Origin of the sequence: Paenibacillus sp. MMS20-IR301 (assembly GCF_032302195.1) — a bacterium.
Classification (GTDB): Bacteria; Bacillota; Bacilli; order Paenibacillales; family Paenibacillaceae; genus Paenibacillus_AQ.
The window spans coordinates 6,451,495-6,469,030 of the sequence record NZ_CP135275.1 but is presented as its reverse complement, the minus strand read 5'-3'; the positions used below and the strand labels follow the sequence as shown (position 1 = coordinate 6,469,030).

General features: G+C 54.1%; 14 protein-coding genes and 1 riboswitch. Of the genes, 8 read left to right on the top strand and 6 right to left on the bottom strand.

The genetic code is table 11. The annotated features are described in order from the left end of the window. Positions 1-21: 21 nt before the first annotated feature. The 3 genes from galU to LOS79_RS27680 form a co-directional block, all read right to left on the bottom strand. A complete protein-coding gene (gene galU / locus LOS79_RS27690) occupies positions 22-909 on the bottom strand; it encodes a UTP--glucose-1-phosphate uridylyltransferase GalU (protein ID WP_315413960.1) in 888 nt (295 codons plus the stop codon). A gap of 222 nt (positions 910-1,131) precedes the next feature. Next, positions 1,132-3,654 (bottom strand): U32 family peptidase, encoded by a 2,523-nt coding sequence (locus tag LOS79_RS27685; RefSeq protein WP_315413959.1) that lies wholly within the window; start codon positions 3,652-3,654, stop codon positions 1,132-1,134. A gap of 220 nt (positions 3,655-3,874) precedes the next feature. Beyond that, positions 3,875-4,084, bottom strand: coding sequence for a hypothetical protein (locus tag LOS79_RS27680; protein WP_315413958.1), 210 nt, complete (start codon positions 4,082-4,084; stop codon positions 3,875-3,877). A 280-nt stretch (positions 4,085-4,364) separates the two neighbouring features. Here LOS79_RS27680 and LOS79_RS27675 point away from each other — a divergent pair, with 280 nt between their 5' ends. Continuing rightward, positions 4,365-4,604, top strand: a complete 240-nt coding sequence (locus tag LOS79_RS27675; protein ID WP_315413957.1) for a DUF3977 family protein — start codon at positions 4,365-4,367, stop codon at positions 4,602-4,604. 120 nt (positions 4,605-4,724) lie between these two features. Here the strand turns inward: LOS79_RS27675 and uvrA are convergent, their stop codons facing one another. Further along, on the bottom strand, positions 4,725-7,598 hold the full coding sequence (gene uvrA / locus LOS79_RS27670) for an excinuclease ABC subunit UvrA (protein WP_315413956.1): 2,874 nt from the start codon (positions 7,596-7,598) through the stop codon (positions 4,725-4,727). A 154-nt stretch (positions 7,599-7,752) separates the two neighbouring features. On the opposite strand from uvrA, the gene LOS79_RS27665 reads away from it, so the two are divergent. Next, on the top strand, positions 7,753-7,983 hold the full coding sequence (locus tag LOS79_RS27665; protein ID WP_315413954.1) for a hypothetical protein: 231 nt from the start codon (positions 7,753-7,755) through the stop codon (positions 7,981-7,983). 84 nt (positions 7,984-8,067) lie between these two features. Here the strand turns inward: LOS79_RS27665 and uvrB are convergent, their stop codons facing one another. Next, entirely contained in the window at positions 8,068-10,059 is a 1,992-nt protein-coding gene (gene uvrB / locus LOS79_RS27660) for an excinuclease ABC subunit UvrB (RefSeq protein WP_315413953.1), read from the bottom strand. Between the two features lie 181 nt (positions 10,060-10,240). Between uvrB and LOS79_RS27655 the strand changes: the two genes are divergently transcribed. From LOS79_RS27655 to LOS79_RS27645, 3 genes are read left to right on the top strand one after another with little or no spacing between them, the layout of a single operon-like run. Further along, complete coding sequence (locus LOS79_RS27655) at positions 10,241-11,023, top strand: flagellar motor protein (RefSeq protein ID WP_315413951.1); 783 nt, start codon at positions 10,241-10,243, stop codon at positions 11,021-11,023. Beyond that, positions 11,020-11,871 carry a flagellar motor protein MotB gene (locus LOS79_RS27650; RefSeq protein ID WP_315413950.1) on the top strand — a complete coding sequence of 284 codons (852 nt, stop codon included), beginning with the start codon at positions 11,020-11,022 and terminating at the stop codon, positions 11,869-11,871. The genes LOS79_RS27655 and LOS79_RS27650 overlap by 4 nt, the downstream gene beginning before the upstream one ends. Positions 11,872-11,886: 15 nt before the next feature. Beyond that, positions 11,887-12,522: a hypothetical protein gene (locus LOS79_RS27645; protein WP_315413949.1), complete on the top strand. Its 636-nt coding sequence runs from the start codon at positions 11,887-11,889 to the stop codon at positions 12,520-12,522. A 119-nt stretch (positions 12,523-12,641) separates the two neighbouring features. Here the strand turns inward: LOS79_RS27645 and gcvH are convergent, their stop codons facing one another. Continuing rightward, entirely contained in the window at positions 12,642-13,034 is a 393-nt protein-coding gene (gene gcvH, locus LOS79_RS27640; protein WP_315413948.1) for a glycine cleavage system protein GcvH, read from the bottom strand. A 184-nt stretch (positions 13,035-13,218) separates the two neighbouring features. Further along, positions 13,219-13,317: riboswitch (glycine riboswitch) on the top strand. Between the two features lie 191 nt (positions 13,318-13,508). Between gcvH and gcvT the strand changes: the two genes are divergently transcribed. Genes gcvT through gcvPB form a run of 3 tightly spaced genes read left to right on the top strand, consistent with a single transcriptional unit; the run spans position 13,509 to position 17,439 of the window. After that, positions 13,509-14,630 (top strand): glycine cleavage system aminomethyltransferase GcvT, encoded by a 1,122-nt coding sequence (gcvT, locus tag LOS79_RS27635; protein WP_315413946.1) that lies wholly within the window; start codon positions 13,509-13,511, stop codon positions 14,628-14,630. Beyond that, positions 14,630-15,982: an aminomethyl-transferring glycine dehydrogenase subunit GcvPA gene (gene gcvPA, locus LOS79_RS27630; RefSeq protein WP_315413944.1), complete on the top strand. Its 1,353-nt coding sequence runs from the start codon at positions 14,630-14,632 to the stop codon at positions 15,980-15,982. Before gcvT ends, gcvPA begins: the two co-directional genes overlap by 1 nt. After that, on the top strand, positions 15,979-17,439 hold the full coding sequence (gene gcvPB, locus LOS79_RS27625) for an aminomethyl-transferring glycine dehydrogenase subunit GcvPB (protein ID WP_315413942.1): 1,461 nt from the start codon (positions 15,979-15,981) through the stop codon (positions 17,437-17,439). Before gcvPA ends, gcvPB begins: the two co-directional genes overlap by 4 nt. Positions 17,440-17,536 lie beyond the last annotated feature (97 nt).

The following is a 17,536-nucleotide window of genomic DNA, read 5'->3' as shown; positions in this document are numbered from 1 at the left end:
TTGCAGTGCAAACACAACCTGCTATCTAATGTACAGCCTCTCTTCATCCTCAATAACTTGCTTCAGATATTGCAGCAAGCCTTCTTTTAGCTCCTCATGCTGCAGCGCATAGTGGATGCTTGTCTGAATGAAACCCATTTTCTCCCCGACATCATGCCGTCTTCCTTCAAAGTCATATGCAATGATCCGCTCTACTTCACTTAAACGGGAGATGGCATCCGTCAGCTGAATTTCTCCGCCTACACCGACCTGCTGTTCGCCAAGCATATCAAAGATACGTGGTGTCAGAATATAACGTCCCAGGATCGCCAAGTTGGAAGGGGCATCCTCTCTCTTAGGCTTCTCCACCAAACGGTTGGCTTTGTATACACGATCAGCCAGCTCCGTACCATCTACCAGGCCGTACCGGGAAACCTCTTCCCACGGTACCTGCTGAACGCCTACGATGGAGGATTTGTATTGATCATATACGTCAATCATCTGTTTGAGACAAGGCTTGTTTGACTCAACTATGTCATCACCAAGGAGTACGGCAAACGGTTCATTACCAATGAACTTACGGGCACACCAAATAGCATGTCCCAGTCCGCGCGGTTCCTTTTGACGGATGTAGTGGATGTCAGCCATCTCTGATGATTTGCGTACTGACTCCAGCAGTTCCCACTTCTGCTTCTCTGCCAGGTTGAACTCCAGTTCAAATGAATTATCGAAATGATCTTCAATAGCACGTTTGCCTTTCCCGGTTACGATGATAATATCTTCGATGCCAGAAGCAACTGCTTCTTCAACAATATATTGGATCGTTGGCTTGTCTACAATCGGCAGCATTTCTTTAGGCATTGCTTTGGTCGCAGGCAGGAATCGTGTGCCTAAACCGGCTGCGGGAATAATGGCTTTACGAATCTTCATGACATAGCTCCTTTTGTCTTCTCTAGCTTTACCGCAGTTTTTAGCGAACTCCGGCATAATTAAATCCATTATAGCAGTTCAGGAAGTTTTTTGGCAGTTATATTGTTATATATTAGGATCAGTTACTGTATATACAAAAAAAAGCCAGAGTGAGCCCAGACGCTTCTTATTCGCCCTTGAGTCACCCTGACACTATATAATAATTTAGGCTTTAATTAAGAATCACTTCGCATTCACCAATTGCCCGCGTGTAACGCCAAGCTGATTAGTAGCCTTCAGGCTTTTCCAGACCTGTGTACCAGAAATTTCTCCGCGCAATGCACGGCTGTATAGGCTGATGACCTCAGCTACCTGCTCCGGCGTCTCCTCCAGAAACTCTACGCGGTAAGAGGATACCCCGAGTTCACGGAAGTGGTTCAGATATTCTGCACCCGACTGCTCAACAGCATTATAAACCGTATTGCGGCAGCCTTCATCCACCCGGACAGGATGAGCCATACCGATCCGGTCCTGCAGTGAAGCGCGGTGATCCTCACATGGGCGTCCGCAGTTAGTGTAGTCGGTTCCTTCACTCATGAAGGTACAATATACACAGTGCTCCGTATGGAACATCGGCAGATGCTGATGGATAACAACCTCCATCCGGGAGGTGTCACTGCGTCCGAGCAGATCAACCATCTGCTGGATGTTCAGATCATACGACGGCGTCACCATATCACAGCCAGCCTCGAGGAACAGATTGACTGCTCTATGATTGGCGATGTTCAGCGAGAAATCGCCGATCAGCCGCGGATGAACAGCATCCGGATGCTCCATCCGGTGGCGCAGATAATAATACAGCGCGCCGGTATTGCGCACGAGCACAGCATCCGGCTGCAGCCGCAGGATGTTAGCATGGTAGCCGTTCTCGTTCGGCATATGAATCCGCGGCGTGGCCAGCGCAATACTGGCCCCTGCAGCCCGCACAGCTTCTACTGCCGCCGGGAACTGCTTGATGAACTCGAAGTCGGCATAAATGCATCTTACGCCGGCTTCGAGCGCAGCCTGTACCTGCGGCAGGCTGCGGCACAGCGCGGTGAGCTCCGCTTCACCGCCGCCCACGCCAGCGGTGTCCCTGCGGGAGACGCCGCCGTAGACCTCTACCTCCCGTTTCACATACACGGGAGGCTTCGGGCGCTCGCCCGCAAGCAGCTCCACCGCCTGGCGGCGGATGCTGTTAAGCTCGCGCATAGGTACAATTACGTCGCCTTCCAGCTGCGACGTCAGGCGCTCCAGCTGGAACACAGTCCCGCCCAGGCGGCCGAATTGTTCTTCCAGCAGCGCGGTATCCATCGGACGCTTCTGCGCAGTCTCCAGCAGCAGCTCCGAGTTCACCTGTACGGTCACGCCCTTCTGCGTGTCCGTCCACCAGGTAGCCAGCGGCTCGCCTGCGCGGCCTTCCACTTTCACCTCTACTGGGAATACGCGGTAAGGCTTCTCGGTCTCGTACGACTGTCGCAGCGCCTTGTCCAGCGCCGGATCATTCGTCTTCCAGATGCGGTCGCCGACATGCAGACGGCGCAAATCAACATCGTTGCGGCCGGGTACGATGTCGATAATCCAGCCCTCGCCGGCCTCGCCTTCCAGCTTAACGCCTTTGCGGCGCAGATCATAGACGCGTCCGCCCTCTTCTTTCTTCGTTGGATCTCCAGCATCAAAAACAATCCCGTCCCCGCGCTTAAGCGGAGCATGAGTACGGCAGACTACACCATCGCGCAGGATCTGCTCGACGGTCCCCATGTATACTCCACGGCTTTTCGGGAAGGTACCGTCTACCAGCTTCTTGTTGTTAGTACCTTCCAGGAAGCCGTGGGTGAAACCACGGGAGAAGCTCTGTTGCAGCTCACGTCGGTCTTCCTTTGAAGTCGGTGTCCAGTTGCCGTCAAAATACTTATCAATCGACTTACGGTACTTGCTGACTACATTCGCCACATATTCCGGGCTTTTGAGCCGGCCTTCAATTTTGAAGGAGGTTACACCTGCCTCAATCAGCTCAGGCATAAGGTCAATTGCAGCAAGATCCTTAGGAGAGAGCAGGTAAGTCACATCCCCCATCGGCTTCACCACTCCATCCACCATCAGATCATACGGCAGGCGGCAAGCCTGGGCACATTCCCCGCGGTTCGCCGAGCGTCCGCCCCACATTTCCGAGGTTAGACACTGTCCCGAGTAGGACACGCACAGCGCACCATGCACGAATACTTCCATCGGCAGGCGGGCCTGCTCACCAATCGTGCGGATTTGCTTGAGGTTATTTTCACGGCCGAGGACTACACGTTCCAGCCCCCAAGGCTTCGTAAACTCCACGGCTTCCGGTGAAGTAATCGTCATCTGTGTAGAACCATGAATCGGGAAGTCCGGCGAAATCTCGCGGATCATCTGCACCAGACCCAAATCCTGTACAATTACCGCATCCACGCCGGCATCGACGCAGGCATCAATCAGTTCTTTCGCATCTGTCAGTTCGTTCTCAAACACCAGTATATTAAAGGTCAGGAACCCCTTCACTCCGTAGCTGTGCAGAAAGGCCATAATCTCCGGCAGCTCGTCCATCCGGAAGTTGTTGGCTCTGGCCCGTGCATTGAATTTCTCTACGCCAAAAAAGACAGCATCCGCCCCGTTCGCCACCGCTGCACGCATGCAGTCCCAGTCTCCCGCCGGAGCGAGCAGCTCCACATCTTCTCTGCGTATTTGTTGCTCTTTCATTTATATCCTCCTAAACCGCCATTCAGCGGGTCATTTACAGCTTTTTAACTTATCTATTGTATCAAATATCACATCTTGATGCTATCTAAATGGCAAGAATTATATGAATAAAAGAGGCGTTTGTGTAAAAAAAACACCTCTAAACCGCCGCCGGACGGTAAAGGTGTCTCCAAGAAATTTTGCTTATGAATTTGTGCCCATGTATCCTTGATCCCTTAACTCAGCTTAACCAATGCATAATCATCGCATAGTCAGATACCAGAAAAACCAGCAGGCTCACCACGGAGAAGCCGATGGCAAACTTGTTCTTTTGCGGGGCTCTGAGGAGCCGGACCACACCAATAAGAATTAAAATCGTGAAGGCAATCATAAATACATCGAAGGTATGAAATTTAGACGGTCCTTGCGCGGCAGCTTCTGCAAGCAGCATGGCAATCCCTCCCTGAAAGTGTGGTCAAGCCAGTTCATCTAATTCATATCACCTTCTATGTTACCGTTACCATTTCATTGACGCAATAGTAAATACGGAAAAAGTTCATGTTTTCGTCACTTTTATTCTAAAAACAGCACAGTCTCGGTTAACTAAAGAGGCATCCATCATTGACCAAGTAGTGCTATGATGAGTCAGATTGTTGCTGCATCTGCTTCAGAAGCTCACCGTTCCGTTTCACCTGGTCAAATAAATACGGCAGAAGGAAGGGAATCCCCTCTTGAAATACATTGAATTCGGAATAGGAAATACATGGCTGGTGTGGACCGAAACTGAGCTGCCTGATGGGTCAGAGATCGAAGTGCGGGGAATTGCCGGGCCGGTCAAATGCCGTTCCCTGTATCTCATACTTTGGATCAGAAGAACCGTCTGGGTCCTGGATTCGCAGGAAGGTTTCAAAAAAACGGCCAAAACAAAGAACCGTTTCAAGCTCATCTTCGGAATCCGCAGCGAGTTATAGGGACCTGCTGTACGCAAATAACAGGGAATAATCTCTTCCGCTTCTGCTTATATAAAAAACACCCCCAAGCCTTCGCTTAAAAGCGGGCTTGGGGGTGTTTTCAATCATTCTCTTCTCCAGCTACACCGTATCCGAGGTCTGGAGCTCAAGCGCCAGCGTACGCTCCGTATCGCGGATAAGAACCGGCTTCAAATACCGGCCGGTATACGACTCTTCGACCGTAATCAGCTTCTCCGGGGTTCCGGTAGCCAGCACAGTACCGCCGCCGCTGCCGCCTTCCGGTCCCATATCAATAATATAGTCCGCAGTTTTGATTACATCCAGATTATGCTCGATAACCAGTACGGATTCACCGGACTCCACCAGCCGGTGCAGCACTTCAAGCAGACGGCCAATGTCGTCCACATGCAGGCCTGTTGTCGGCTCATCCAGAATATAGAGTGTCTTGCCCGTACTGCGGCGGTACAGCTCGGATGCAAGCTTCACGCGCTGTGCTTCGCCGCCGGACAGAGTTGTCCCCGGCTGGCCGATATTGATATAACCCAGACCTACATCAAGCAGGGTCTGCATTTTGCGGTGGATGCGCGGAATATTCTTGAAGAATTCCGTTGCATCCTCCACCGTCATCTCCAGCACGTCGGAGATATTCTTGCCTTTATATTTGACTTCCAGCGTTTCGCGGTTATACCGTTTGCCTTTGCAGACTTCGCAAGGCACATATACATCCGGCAGGAAGTGCATCTCAATCTTGATAATGCCGTCTCCGCGGCAGGCCTCACAGCGCCCGCCCTTCACATTGAAGCTGAACCGCCCCTTCTGGAAGCCGCGGACCTTAGCTTCGTTGGTCTTGGAGAACAGATCACGGATATCGTCGAACACACCTGTATAGGTGGCCGGGTTGGAACGCGGAGTTCGTCCAATCGGCGACTGGTCAATCTCGATGACTTTATCCAGATTCTCCAGGCCGCGGATTTCTTTGTGCAGGCCGGGCCGGACCTTAACCGCCCGGTTAAGCTGGCGCGCCAGACTCTTGTAAAGAATCTCGTTAACGAGCGATGATTTGCCCGAGCCGGATACCCCGGTTACAGCCGTAAAGACACCCAGAGGAATCTTCACATTCACGTTCTTCAGGTTGTTCTCCTGGGCCCCGCGGATCTCAATCCAGCGGTCATCAGTCGGCCGGCGCTTAGAAGTAACCGGAATGAACTTCCGTCCGCTCAGATATTCCCCTGTCAGGGAATTCGGGTCCTGCATGATCTCGTCCGGTGTGCCCTGGGCAATTACCTGACCGCCGTGAATGCCGGCCCCCGGACCAATATCAATAATATAATCTGCCGCCATCATCGTGTCTTCGTCATGCTCTACGACGATCAGGGTATTGCCCAGATCCCGCATGTGAGCGAGTGTAGCGATCAGGCGGTCATTATCCCGCTGATGCAGCCCAATGCTCGGCTCATCCAGAATATACAGGACTCCCATAAGACTGGAACCAATCTGTGTAGCCAGCCTGATCCGCTGTGCTTCACCGCCGGACAATGATCCCGCCGCACGGCTGAGCGTCAAGTAATTCAGCCCGACATTCACAAGAAATCCGAGCCGGCTGCTGATTTCCTTTAGAATCAGGTGGGCGATAGCTGTTTCCTTCTCGCTGAGTTCAAGCTTTTCGAAGAAATGAAGACAATCCCCGATCGACAGGTCTGTAACATCCGCCACATTCTGCTTATTGATGGTTACGGCAAGGATTTCTTTCTTCAGCCGCTTCCCTTTGCAGGAGTGGCAGGGCTTGGCGCTCATGAAGCCTTCAATGAACTCACGGATTCCCTCGGAGGCGGTATCACGGTAACGGCGCTCCAGGTTAGGAATGATGCCTTCAAAAGCTACCAGGGCATCCTTCTTCTGTCCAAAGTCGTTCTCGTACCGGAAGCGGATCTTCTCGCTGCCTGTACCATGCAGCAGCTTGGTCATATGCTCTTGCGGCAGGCTGCTCACCGGCACATTCTGCGGGATGTTAAAATGCTCGCAGACGGATTTCAGGAACTGCGGATAGTAATTCGATGTACTGCCTGTCCAGGCCAGGAACGCGCCTTCTTCGATCGATTTCTCCGTATCCGGTATCAGCAGATCCGGGTCGACCACCATATTCATACCCAGTCCGTCACATTCCGGGCAGGCGCCGAACGGGCTGTTGAAGGAGAACATACGTGGAGCAAGCTCCTCTATACTGAAGCCGCAGACCGGGCATGCAAAGCTGGCACTGAACAAAAGCTCTTCCTGGCCCATCACATCAACCAGAATCTGGCCGCCCGACAGCTTGAGCGCAGTTTCCAGAGAGTCGGTCAGACGGGTCTCTATATCATCCTTAATGACAATCCGGTCAACAACGACCTCAATGGTATGCTTCTTGTTCTTCTCCAGCACAATTTCTTCCGTAACCTCACGCAGCTCGCCATCCACGCGCACACGAACAAACCCCTGCTTTGAGATATCCGTAAAGATGCCCTTGTGCTCGCCCTTGCGCCCGGTAATTACCGGGGCCAAAATCTGCAGGCGGGTCTTCTCCGGATATTGCATAATCCGGTCAACCATCTGCTCAACGGTCTGTGACGTAATCTCAATGCCATGATCCGGGCAATGCGGATGCCCAATCCGGGCAAACAGCAGGCGCAGATAATCATAAATTTCTGTTACCGTACCTACGGTAGAACGCGGGTTGCGGCTGGTGGTCTTCTGGTCAATCGATATCGCCGGGGACAGCCCGTCAATGGAATCCACATCCGGCTTCTCCATCTGGCCCAGGAACTGGCGGGCATAGGCAGACAACGACTCGACGTACCGGCGCTGTCCTTCAGCGTAGATGGTATCGAAGGCCAGCGACGATTTACCTGAGCCGCTCAGTCCTGTCAGCACGACGAAACGGTCACGCGGAATCGTTACGTCGATGTTCTTGAGGTTGTGGGCCCTTGCACCCTTAATTACTATACTTTCGTTCGCCAACGGTACCTCTCCTTTTATGGAAACTTATAAAATTTCAAAACATTTGACAAAAATATTTTCGATCCCTCCCAAACTCTCCCTTCCAAGGGAGGGCCCCAAGGGTTGCACCCTCTGGACACCCGCATAAAAGCTTGGCGAAAAGAGTTAGGATGGGATGGAATGGGCTACTGGGGCGGTAGGCCCGCTAATCCCTGCGGGACCGCTATACTCTGAGAGCAGGCTGTCCCTCCGGGATGCGCAAAAGCTCAACTGCAGGCTGGCCCTCCGGGATGTGCAAGAGCTTAACTGCAGGCTGTCCCTCCGGGATGCGCAAGGGCTGAACTGCGGCTGTCCCTCCGGGATGCGCAAGGGCTTAAGTACAGGCTGTCCCTTCGGGACGCGCTAAGTGCGGACTGCAAATCTATCTTCAAAAAGAACGGCCAGTGAAGCGCCGTTCCGTGATCGGTAAGGTGAGATATGCCGGGAAGGATTACTCTGCCCGGAGCTCGAGCAGGGCATCGCGCAGCTCGGCGGCGCGTTCGAATTGCAGGTTCTTGGCGGCGTCCTTCATCTCGGCCTCCAGACGCTGCATTAGACTCATCTTGTCTTTTTTGCTTAGCTTACCGCCTGCACCGGTAAGGTAATCGGCTTTGGACTCGGCGACCTTGGTCGCCTCAATGATTTCGCGCACTTTCTTGTTGATCGTCGTCGGCGTGATGCCATGCTTCTCGTTATGTGCCATCTGGATTTCACGGCGGCGCGCAGTTTCACTCATCGCCTTCTCCATCGAATCGGTGATACGGTCACCGTACATGATGACCCGCCCGCCGGAGTTACGGGCGGCGCGGCCGATCGTCTGGATCAGCGAGCGTTCAGAGCGGAGGAAGCCTTCCTTGTCGGCATCGAGGATGGCAACAAGCGAAACCTCCGGCAGGTCAAGCCCTTCTCTTAACAGGTTAATACCCACGAGCACATGGAAAGTACCGAGACGGAGGTCACGGAGGATCGCCATCCGCTCAAGCGTCTTAATATCAGAGTGCATGTAGCGTACTTTAATTCCGATTTCCTTGAAGTAATCGGTGAGATCCTCAGACATCTTCTTCGTGAGCGTCGTAACCAGAACCCGTTCATCACGTTCTACACGGTCACGGATTTCACTGATCAGATCATCGATCTGCCCTTCAGTCGGACGCACCTCAATGATCGGATCAAGCAGGCCGGTTGGCCGGATAATCTGCTGGACCATCGTGTCGCAGTGCTCCATTTCATAGGGTCCAGGTGTAGCCGAGACATAGACAATCTGGCTCACCTTATCTTCGAATTCCTCGAACTGCAGCGGGCGGTTATCGAGCGCAGACGGCAGGCGGAACCCATGCTCTACCAGCACGGTCTTGCGCGCCCGGTCACCATTGTACATCGCCCGGATCTGCGGCAGTGTCACATGGGACTCATCTATTACAATCAGCATATCATCCGGGAAGTAATCCATTAAGGTATATGGAGTCGCTCCCGGCTCACGGAAGGTGAGCGGTCCGGAATAGTTCTCGATCCCGGAGCAGAAGCCGACTTCCTTCATCATCTCAATATCGTAGCGTGTCCGCTGCTCCAGCCGCTGGGCCTCCAGCAGCTTGCCGCTGTCACGAAGCACAGCCAGCCGCTCTTCAAGCTCCCGCTCAATATTGACGAGCGCTACCCGCATCGTCTCTTCCTTGGTGACAAAGTGGGAAGCCGGGAAGATCGCAATATGATCGCGTTCCCCGATCAGCTCGCCGGTCAGAACATCAATTTCCGTAATGCGCTCTACCTCATCACCGAACAGTTCAACACGGATGGCATGCTCACCCTGTGAGGCCGGGAAGATCTCAATCACATCACCGCGCACACGGAATGTCCCGCGCACAAAGTTAATATCGTTGCGCTGGTACTGAATATCCACAAGCCGGCTCAGAATCTGATTGCGCGGCTTCTCCATGCCTACACGCAGCGACAAGAGCAGGCTTCCGTACTCCTCCGGAGATCCGAGACCATAAATACAGGACACGCTCGCAACAATAATAACGTCACGCCGCTCGAACAGTGAGCTTGTCGCAGAGTGACGCAGCTTGTCTATCTCTTCATTTATGCTGGAATCTTTCTCAATGTAGGTATCGGAGGAAGGAATGTACGCCTCTGGCTGGTAGTAATCGTAGTAACTGACGAAGTAATCGACGGAGTTGCTTGGAAAAAATTCTTTGAACTCGCTTGCCAGCTGCGCAGCCAGTGTCTTATTGTGCGCGATAACCAGCGTCGGGCGGTTCAGTTTGGAAATCACTTGCGCGATGGTAAAGGTCTTGCCTGTACCTGTTGCTCCCAGCAGCGTCTGGTGCTTCTTGCCCTGCCGGATGCCGTCCACTAACTCTTCTATGGCAAGAGGCTGATCGCCCTGGGGTGTATACTCGGACTCCAGTGCAAAAGTCTGCGTACTGACGACAATATCACTCATTTGCCCGTCTCCCCTCTATCGTCTAAACTATATGAATATATTATAATTGTAACCCTAAACGTTCTCTCTCCATACAAGTCTGAAAAATATGGAAGATAAGAATACTTGTTCCCGTTTATTATACAGTGTAGCCCAGATTGTTGCAAACCATAATATATAGAAATATAAGGAGCCTGAACTCATGGACATCACTTCAATTATCGGCCTCTTGGCCGGCATTGCCGCAATGGTTGGCGGCTTCCTGTGGGAAGGCGGGAGCCTGTCCGGCCTGCTGCAGCTTAACGCCGCGCTGATTGTGTTCGGGGGCACGCTCGCCGCAGTGCTAATCAGTTTTCCGGCTGCAAGGCTGCGCAGTGTACCCGCGGCTCTCCGCTTTGCTTTTGGCAGACATAAAGCGGACACCCGGGAGAAAGCTGACGAGCTCATCTCCATGGCGGCAGTCACAAGACGCGGCGGCGTACTCGCCCTGGAGGAGAAAGCGGAGGAGCATCCTGATGCCTTTACCCGTGACGGCCTGCTGCTCATTGTCGATGGTACCGATCCTGATCAGGTCCGGCAGATTCTTGAACTGGAGATGGACGCCAAGGAGCTGAAATATGAAGGCTACGCCAAAATTTTCGAGGCAGCCGGCGGTTATGCTCCGACCATGGGCATCATCGGTACCGTAATGGGCCTTATACGGGTGCTGGGTAATCTGACGGACCCGTCCAATCTGGGGGCCTCCATCGCTGTAGCTTTTACAGCAACCCTCTATGGCGTAGCCAGTGCCAATCTAATCTTTTTACCCATCGCCTCCAAAATCAAATCCCGCAGCCAGAGTGAGCTGAGCAGTATGGAAATGCTACTGGTCGGTATCCTTGCCCTGCAGAACGGGGATCATCCGCAGCTGGTCCGGCAGAAGCTCGGCTCGTTCCTCCCGGATGCCCCGCGCAGAAACAGCAATAACCCGGAGAATCTCCTATGAGACAAAGAAACCGCCGGCAAAGGCGGACCGGAGCCAGAGAAAGCCGTGACCGCTGGATGATTACGTATGCGGATCTGATTACCCTGCTGCTCATTTTTTTCGTAATACTGTACGCGATGAGCAGCCTGGATACGCAAAAGTACCAGATTGTAACCGGCTCATTATCTGATACTTTTAAGAGCGGCGGCAACCCTGTTCTTGAGGGCGGAACCGGCGTGCTCGACGGAAACCAGGGGAATACCGGGTCATCTGCTTCTAACGGGAACAACGCGGACGGCAGCACGAACGGGGGCGCAACCGGAACTGGGATCCCTGTGCCAAATGATCAAACGGCAGAACATCAGCCTTCAGAACGCGAGCTTGCCTTCCGTGAACAGGAAGAGAAGCTGGCTGCCCTGATGGGAGTCATTACGCAGTACGTGGAGGATAACAATCTCGGGGAACAGATCTTTGTGGCTGACAAACCGCAGGGTATCGCTATAACCCTCAGCGACCGCTTTCTGTTCGACGCCGGCAAAGCCGAGTTGAAACCGCCCGCATTCCCGGCGCTGCGCCAGCTCTCCGGCCTGTTCCGCGGAATCGGTGCCACTATCAGCATTGAAGGCCATACCGATAACACTCCGGTCACAGCCGCATCCATCTACAGGGACAACTGGGAGCTTTCCGGTGCCCGCGCGCTCTCTGTACTGCGCTTCTTTCTGGACAGCGAGCGGCTTAATCCCGATACTTTCCAGTACGCCGGATATGCGGATACCAGGCCTGGCTTTGATAATGCGACAGCCGAAGGCCGCCAGCGGAACCGCCGTGTCGAACTGATTGTCCTGCGGCAGCTCCAGGAGAATGAATAAGGGAGATGGACTGATATGCACGCTGACAATGGAACTGCGCCGGATGCTACCCGTTTTCTCATTTTCCTGCGCCTGCTGGGTTCGCTGATAATAATTGTATTTCTTCAGGCAATAATTACCCTCTTCGCCGGGTTCATCTCTGCATTGATAATCATGTTCTCTTCCGGTTACTTCTGGGGAGACCTGGCTCATGTCTATCCGCCGGATAAGCTGGTCCGGATTTCCCTCTCTTATCTGCTTGCCGGAGGCTTGTTTGCCCTGCCCTGGCTTGGAGTCTGGTGGATGCTCTACGGGTTGTCCGAGGACCGGCGTATCCGCTTTTTCCCGCTGCTAATGCTGTTTGCTTACCTGACGTTTGTAGTCCTCTTTTTGCAGGTTAACCCTGCCTATAACCCGGATGCCATGATCCCTACCTCTGCCGGCGAATCCACATTTCTGGTCTGTTTAGGTATGTCAGGTGTAGTCCTGTTCCCCTTTTATTCTGCGGGGGTCTATCACTTCGTGCTCAAACCTGCTGCCCGTCCCCGAAAAAGATACCGTTTCCTGTTGCTGTGTCTCTTATTCGCTGTAATTGGCCTAGCCCTTCTGCCGCTATTGTGGCAGCTGGCCCCGCAGCTGTATCCCGGTTTACTGGACTTTCCTGACCTGTGAACAAACGCAAAAAGACAGACCTCTCACATTAGTAACATCTAATGTAATAAGAGAAGTCTGCCGTATTTTATATACTCTACCTGATTATCTGGTCGCAGATCCGCGCCTGAAATCCGGAATTATTCGCCGACCAGTTCCTTGTAGGCAGCCGCATCCAGCAGTCCGGATACCGCGTCCGTGAACTCGCCGTCAAGCTCCAGCTCAAAAATCCATCCCCCGCCGTAAGGCTGATCATTGATCAGCTCCGGGCTGGCTTCCAGCGCGTCGTTGATCTTAGTAACCGTGCCGGATACCGGTGAATACAGCTCCGATACCGTCTTAACCGATTCGATGCTGCCTACGCTATCCCCGGCGGAAATAGCTGCGCCCACTTCAGGGAACTCTACAAACACGATATCGCCCAGCAAATGCTGTGCATGATCCGTAATCCCGACACGTACTACGCGTCCTTCACCCTGCTGTGCCCATTCATGCTCTTCGCTGTATAGCAGGTTGTCCAGCACTTCACTCATTTCCAAGCCGCCTCTTTTCCACATTTGGAGTTCTAAATTTAGTTATAGCCTAAGTTATGACCTTGCCTAATGTCAATATAACTGACAGGAAAATAAAATTTGTCATCTTTTTGACGTTTTTTGATTGACAGCATGCTTGTAAACCCGGTTTAATGGAGTCAGTAGAAAAACATATGGTTTGCGAATGATGGCATAGGGAGAGACTGTCCCGCACCGAGGACAGCGCCGAAGGAGTAAGCCCGGGACGGGTGAATCTCTCAGGCAAAAGGACCTTTGCCGGACGCATCTCTGGAGAGCATCCGCAGCCTGCAAGGCAGGCCACGGATCACCAACGGGGAAACCTGCGGGCAGCGCAGCAGGGTAACTCTCAGGTACAAAGGACAGAGCGAACGTCTATTCAGTGCATGTTTGATATGCATTGATGGGCTTTCGCCTGTCCTTTTTCGCATGTAAACAGAACAGGGGAGTGACGAGATGGAGTCATTGAGAAGAACGCCTTTTTATGATCTCTATTCCGCTTATGCGGAATCCAGATGCATTGATTTCGGCGGCTGGGAGCTGCCCGTACAGTTTACAGGAATCGTTAAAGAGCATGAGGCGGTCCGCCAGCAGGCCGGACTGTTTGATGTATCGCATATGGGCGAATTCATGGTTACAGGCAGCGGTTCTGAAGCTTTCCTGCAGCTGATGACTACGAACGATGTCAGCCGGCTTGAGGATGGTGCAGCACAGTATACCCTAATGCTCTATCCAAGCGGCGGTGTGGTCGATGACCTGCTCGTCTACCGGCTGGGCGAGGAGCGGTACATGCTGGTCGTCAATGCCTCCAATATCGGCAAGGACTTCCAGTGGCTGCAGGAGCATCTCACTGCTGAGTTCAGCGGTGTCAGCCTGAAGAATGTCTCGGATGAGACGCTGCTGCTTGCACTGCAGGGACCGCTGGCCGAGACGATTCTCGCTGAAGTCACTCCGGTATCCCTGCAGGAAGTGAAGCCGTTTCACTTCATCGAGCACGCGGAGGTATGCGGTGTAACCGTCCTGCTCTCCCGTACCGGATACACCGGCGAGGACGGCTTTGAGCTCTATGCGCCGGCAGATACGGCGGCAGCGCTCTGGAACGGCCTGCTGGCTGCTGGCGCTCCGCACGGCCTCACCCCCGCCGGACTCGGCGCACGCGATACGCTCCGCTTCGAGGCCAAGCTGCCGCTCTACGGGCAGGAGCTGTCAGCAGATATTACGCCGCTTGAAGCGGGTGTCCAGTTCTTCGTGAAGCTGGACAAAGCAGATTTCATCGGCCGCGAAGCCCTGCTGAAGCAGAAGGAAGCCGGACTGCCGCGCAAGCTTGTCGGCCTGGAAATGATTGACCGCGGCATTCCCCGCTCCCACTATCCCGTATACGCAGACGGCGTGAAGATCGGTGAAGTGACTACCGGCACCCAGTCGCCCACGCTGAAGCGGAATCTCGGCCTTGCGCTGATTGATGCAGCCTATACGGAAATCGGTACAGAAGTCTACGTGGAGATCCGCGGCAAGCAGCTGAAGGCCGCCGTGATCAAAGCCCCATTCTACAAAAAGAGCCAGGGAGTGAAGCCATAATGAAACACCGCTATTTGCCCATGACTGAGCAAGACCGCGCAGAAATGATGGAAGCCGTGGGCATTCAATCCATAGATGAGCTGTTCGCTGATATTCCGCAGTCCGTCCGCTACCAGGGAACGCTGCCGATGTCCGGACCGCTCGACGAATATGCGCTACTGCGCCATATGAAGCAGCTTGCTGACAGGAATGCCGATTTTGATACCCATGCCAGCTTCCTTGGTGCCGGGCTTTATGACCACCATGTACCGGTTGTTATTAATCATGTTATTTCCCGTTCGGAATTCTATACCGCCTACACACCTTATCAGCCGGAAATCAGCCAGGGCGAGCTGCAGGCCATCTTCGAATTTCAGTCTTACATCTGCGAACTGACAGGCATGAAGGTAGCGAATGCCAGCATGTATGACGGCGCAACCGCCTTCTCCGAAGCAGCCGTGCTGGCCGCCGGAGCCACCAAACGCAAGAAGCTGATTGTCTCGCGCACCGTTCATCCGGAAGCCCGCCAGGTGCTGTATACTTCCGCCCATGCCTGGGGCCTGCAGGTTGTGGAGATTGATTATAAGGACGGAGTTACCGATCTTACTAAGCTGGCTGAGGCTATCGACGGAGAGACGGCCGCTGTCCTGGTTCAGTCTCCGAACTTCTTCGGCGCCATTGAAGATCTGCGCGGGATCGAGCCGCTGATTCACGCCGTCAAAGGCCTGCTGGTGGTCAGTGCCAACCCGATTGCTCTCGGCGTGCTGGAAACCCCCGGCAAGCTTGGCGCAGACATCGTCGTCGGCGATGCACAGCCGCTCGGGATTGCCGCATCGCTCGGCGGCCCGACCTGCGGATTCTTCGCCGTAGCCGAGCCGCTGATGCGCCGGATGCCGGGCCGGATCGTCGGCCAGACGGTGGACCGTAACGGCAAGCGCGGCTTCGTACTTACACTCCAGGCCCGTGAGCAGCATATCCGCCGCGAGAAGGCCACATCGAATATATGCTCCAACCAGGCGCTGCTGGCACTTTGTGCCTCCGTTTACTTGTCCGTCATGGGCAAAGAGGGCATGCGCGAGGTCGGCGAGCTGAATATCCGCAAGAGTCATTATGCCGCCGGAAGGCTGGCTGACATCAGCGGTGCAGAGCGTATTTTCACCGCCCCGTTCTTCAATGAATTTGTCCTGAAGCTGCCGGAAGGCAGCAGCGTCAGCGCAGTTAACTCCAAGCTGCTCAAGGAAGGCTACCTCGGCGGCTATGATCTGGGCCGGGATTATCCGGAGCTGGCCGGACATATGCTGGTTGCCGTGACTGAGAAGAGAAGCAAAACCGAAATCGACGAATTCGCCACTGCACTGGAGGGCTGCATATGAAACCGGAACAAAGTCTGATCTTCGAATTAAGCCGTCCCGGCCGCTCGGCCTACTCCTTGCCGCTGTGTGATGTGCCGCAGGAAGAGAGCATCAGCTCACTGATCCCGGAAGGCCTTCTGCGCAGCGAGCCGGTCGTTCTGCCTGAAGTCTCCGAAGTGGATGTGATCCGCCATTATACCGCACTGTCCCGGCGCAACTTCGGCGTCGATAACGGCTTCTATCCGCTTGGCTCCTGTACGATGAAATACAATCCGAAGATCAATGAGGATGTCGCCCGCTTCCCCGGCCTGTCCAAGATTCACCCATATCAGCCGGAAGAGAGCATCCAGGGCGCTCTTGAACTCATGTACACTCTGCAAAAGGATCTCGCCGGACTGACCGGCATGGACGCCGTCTCCCTGCAGCCTGCTGCCGGAGCGCACGGCGAATGGACCGGCCTGATGATGATCCGCGCCTACCATGAGAGCCGCGGCGAGAGCCGCTCCAAGGTAATCGTGCCGGATTCCTCGCACGGTACTAACCCGGCCAGCGCTGCTGCGGCCGGGCTTGAGACAGTCACCATCCCCTCCAATGACAAGGGCATGGTCGATCTTGAAGCACTGAAAGCTGCGGTCGGCAGCGATACTGCTGCACTCATGCTGACAAACCCGAGTACACTCGGGTTATTCGAGACACAAATCGTTGAAATTGCTGCGATTGTCCATGAAGCCGGAGGCCTGCTCTATTATGACGGAGCGAACTCCAACGCCATTATGGGCATCACCCGCCCGGGCGATATGGGCTTTGATGTCGTGCATCTTAACCTGCACAAAACGATGAGCACCCCGCACGGCGGCGGCGGTCCGGGCGCCGGACCGGTCGGTGTGAAGGCGAAGCTGATTCCGTTCCTGCCGCAGCCGACAGTCCGGCAGAACGGGGACGGCAGCTTCACGCTTGATGCCGGCGGGCCGGAGTCTATCGGCCGGGTCAAAGCTTTTTACGGCAACTTCGGTATCCTTGTCCGCGCCTACGCCTACATTCGCACCTACGGTCCAGACGGCTTACGCGAGGTATCCGAGAACGCTGTGCTGAATGCCAACTATATGATGCACCGGCTGGCGCCTTATTTCGAAATCCCCTTCCCGGGTGTCTGCAAGCATGAATTCGTCATGTCCGGCAGAAACCTCAAGCAGTACGGTGTCCGCACGCTGGATGTAGCCAAACGCCTGCTCGACTTCGGCTACCATCCGCCGACTGTATATTTCCCGCTCACTGTAGAGGAATGTATGATGATTGAGCCGACGGAAACCGAGAGCAAGGAGACCCTTGACGGCTTCATCGAGACGATGATCCGGATTGTGAAGGAAGCGCAAGAGACCCCGGAGATCGTCATCAATGCACCTCATACTACGGAGATCAGCCGTCTGGATGAGACACAGGCCGCGCGTAAGCCGGTACTGAACTGTTCCTGCGGTTAACCGCACTCCGGAGGTCCATCCGCTGAATAACAAAAAGCCGGGCAGGCGATACACAAGTATCCCTGTCCGGCTTTTATATATATGTAAATATTATCTC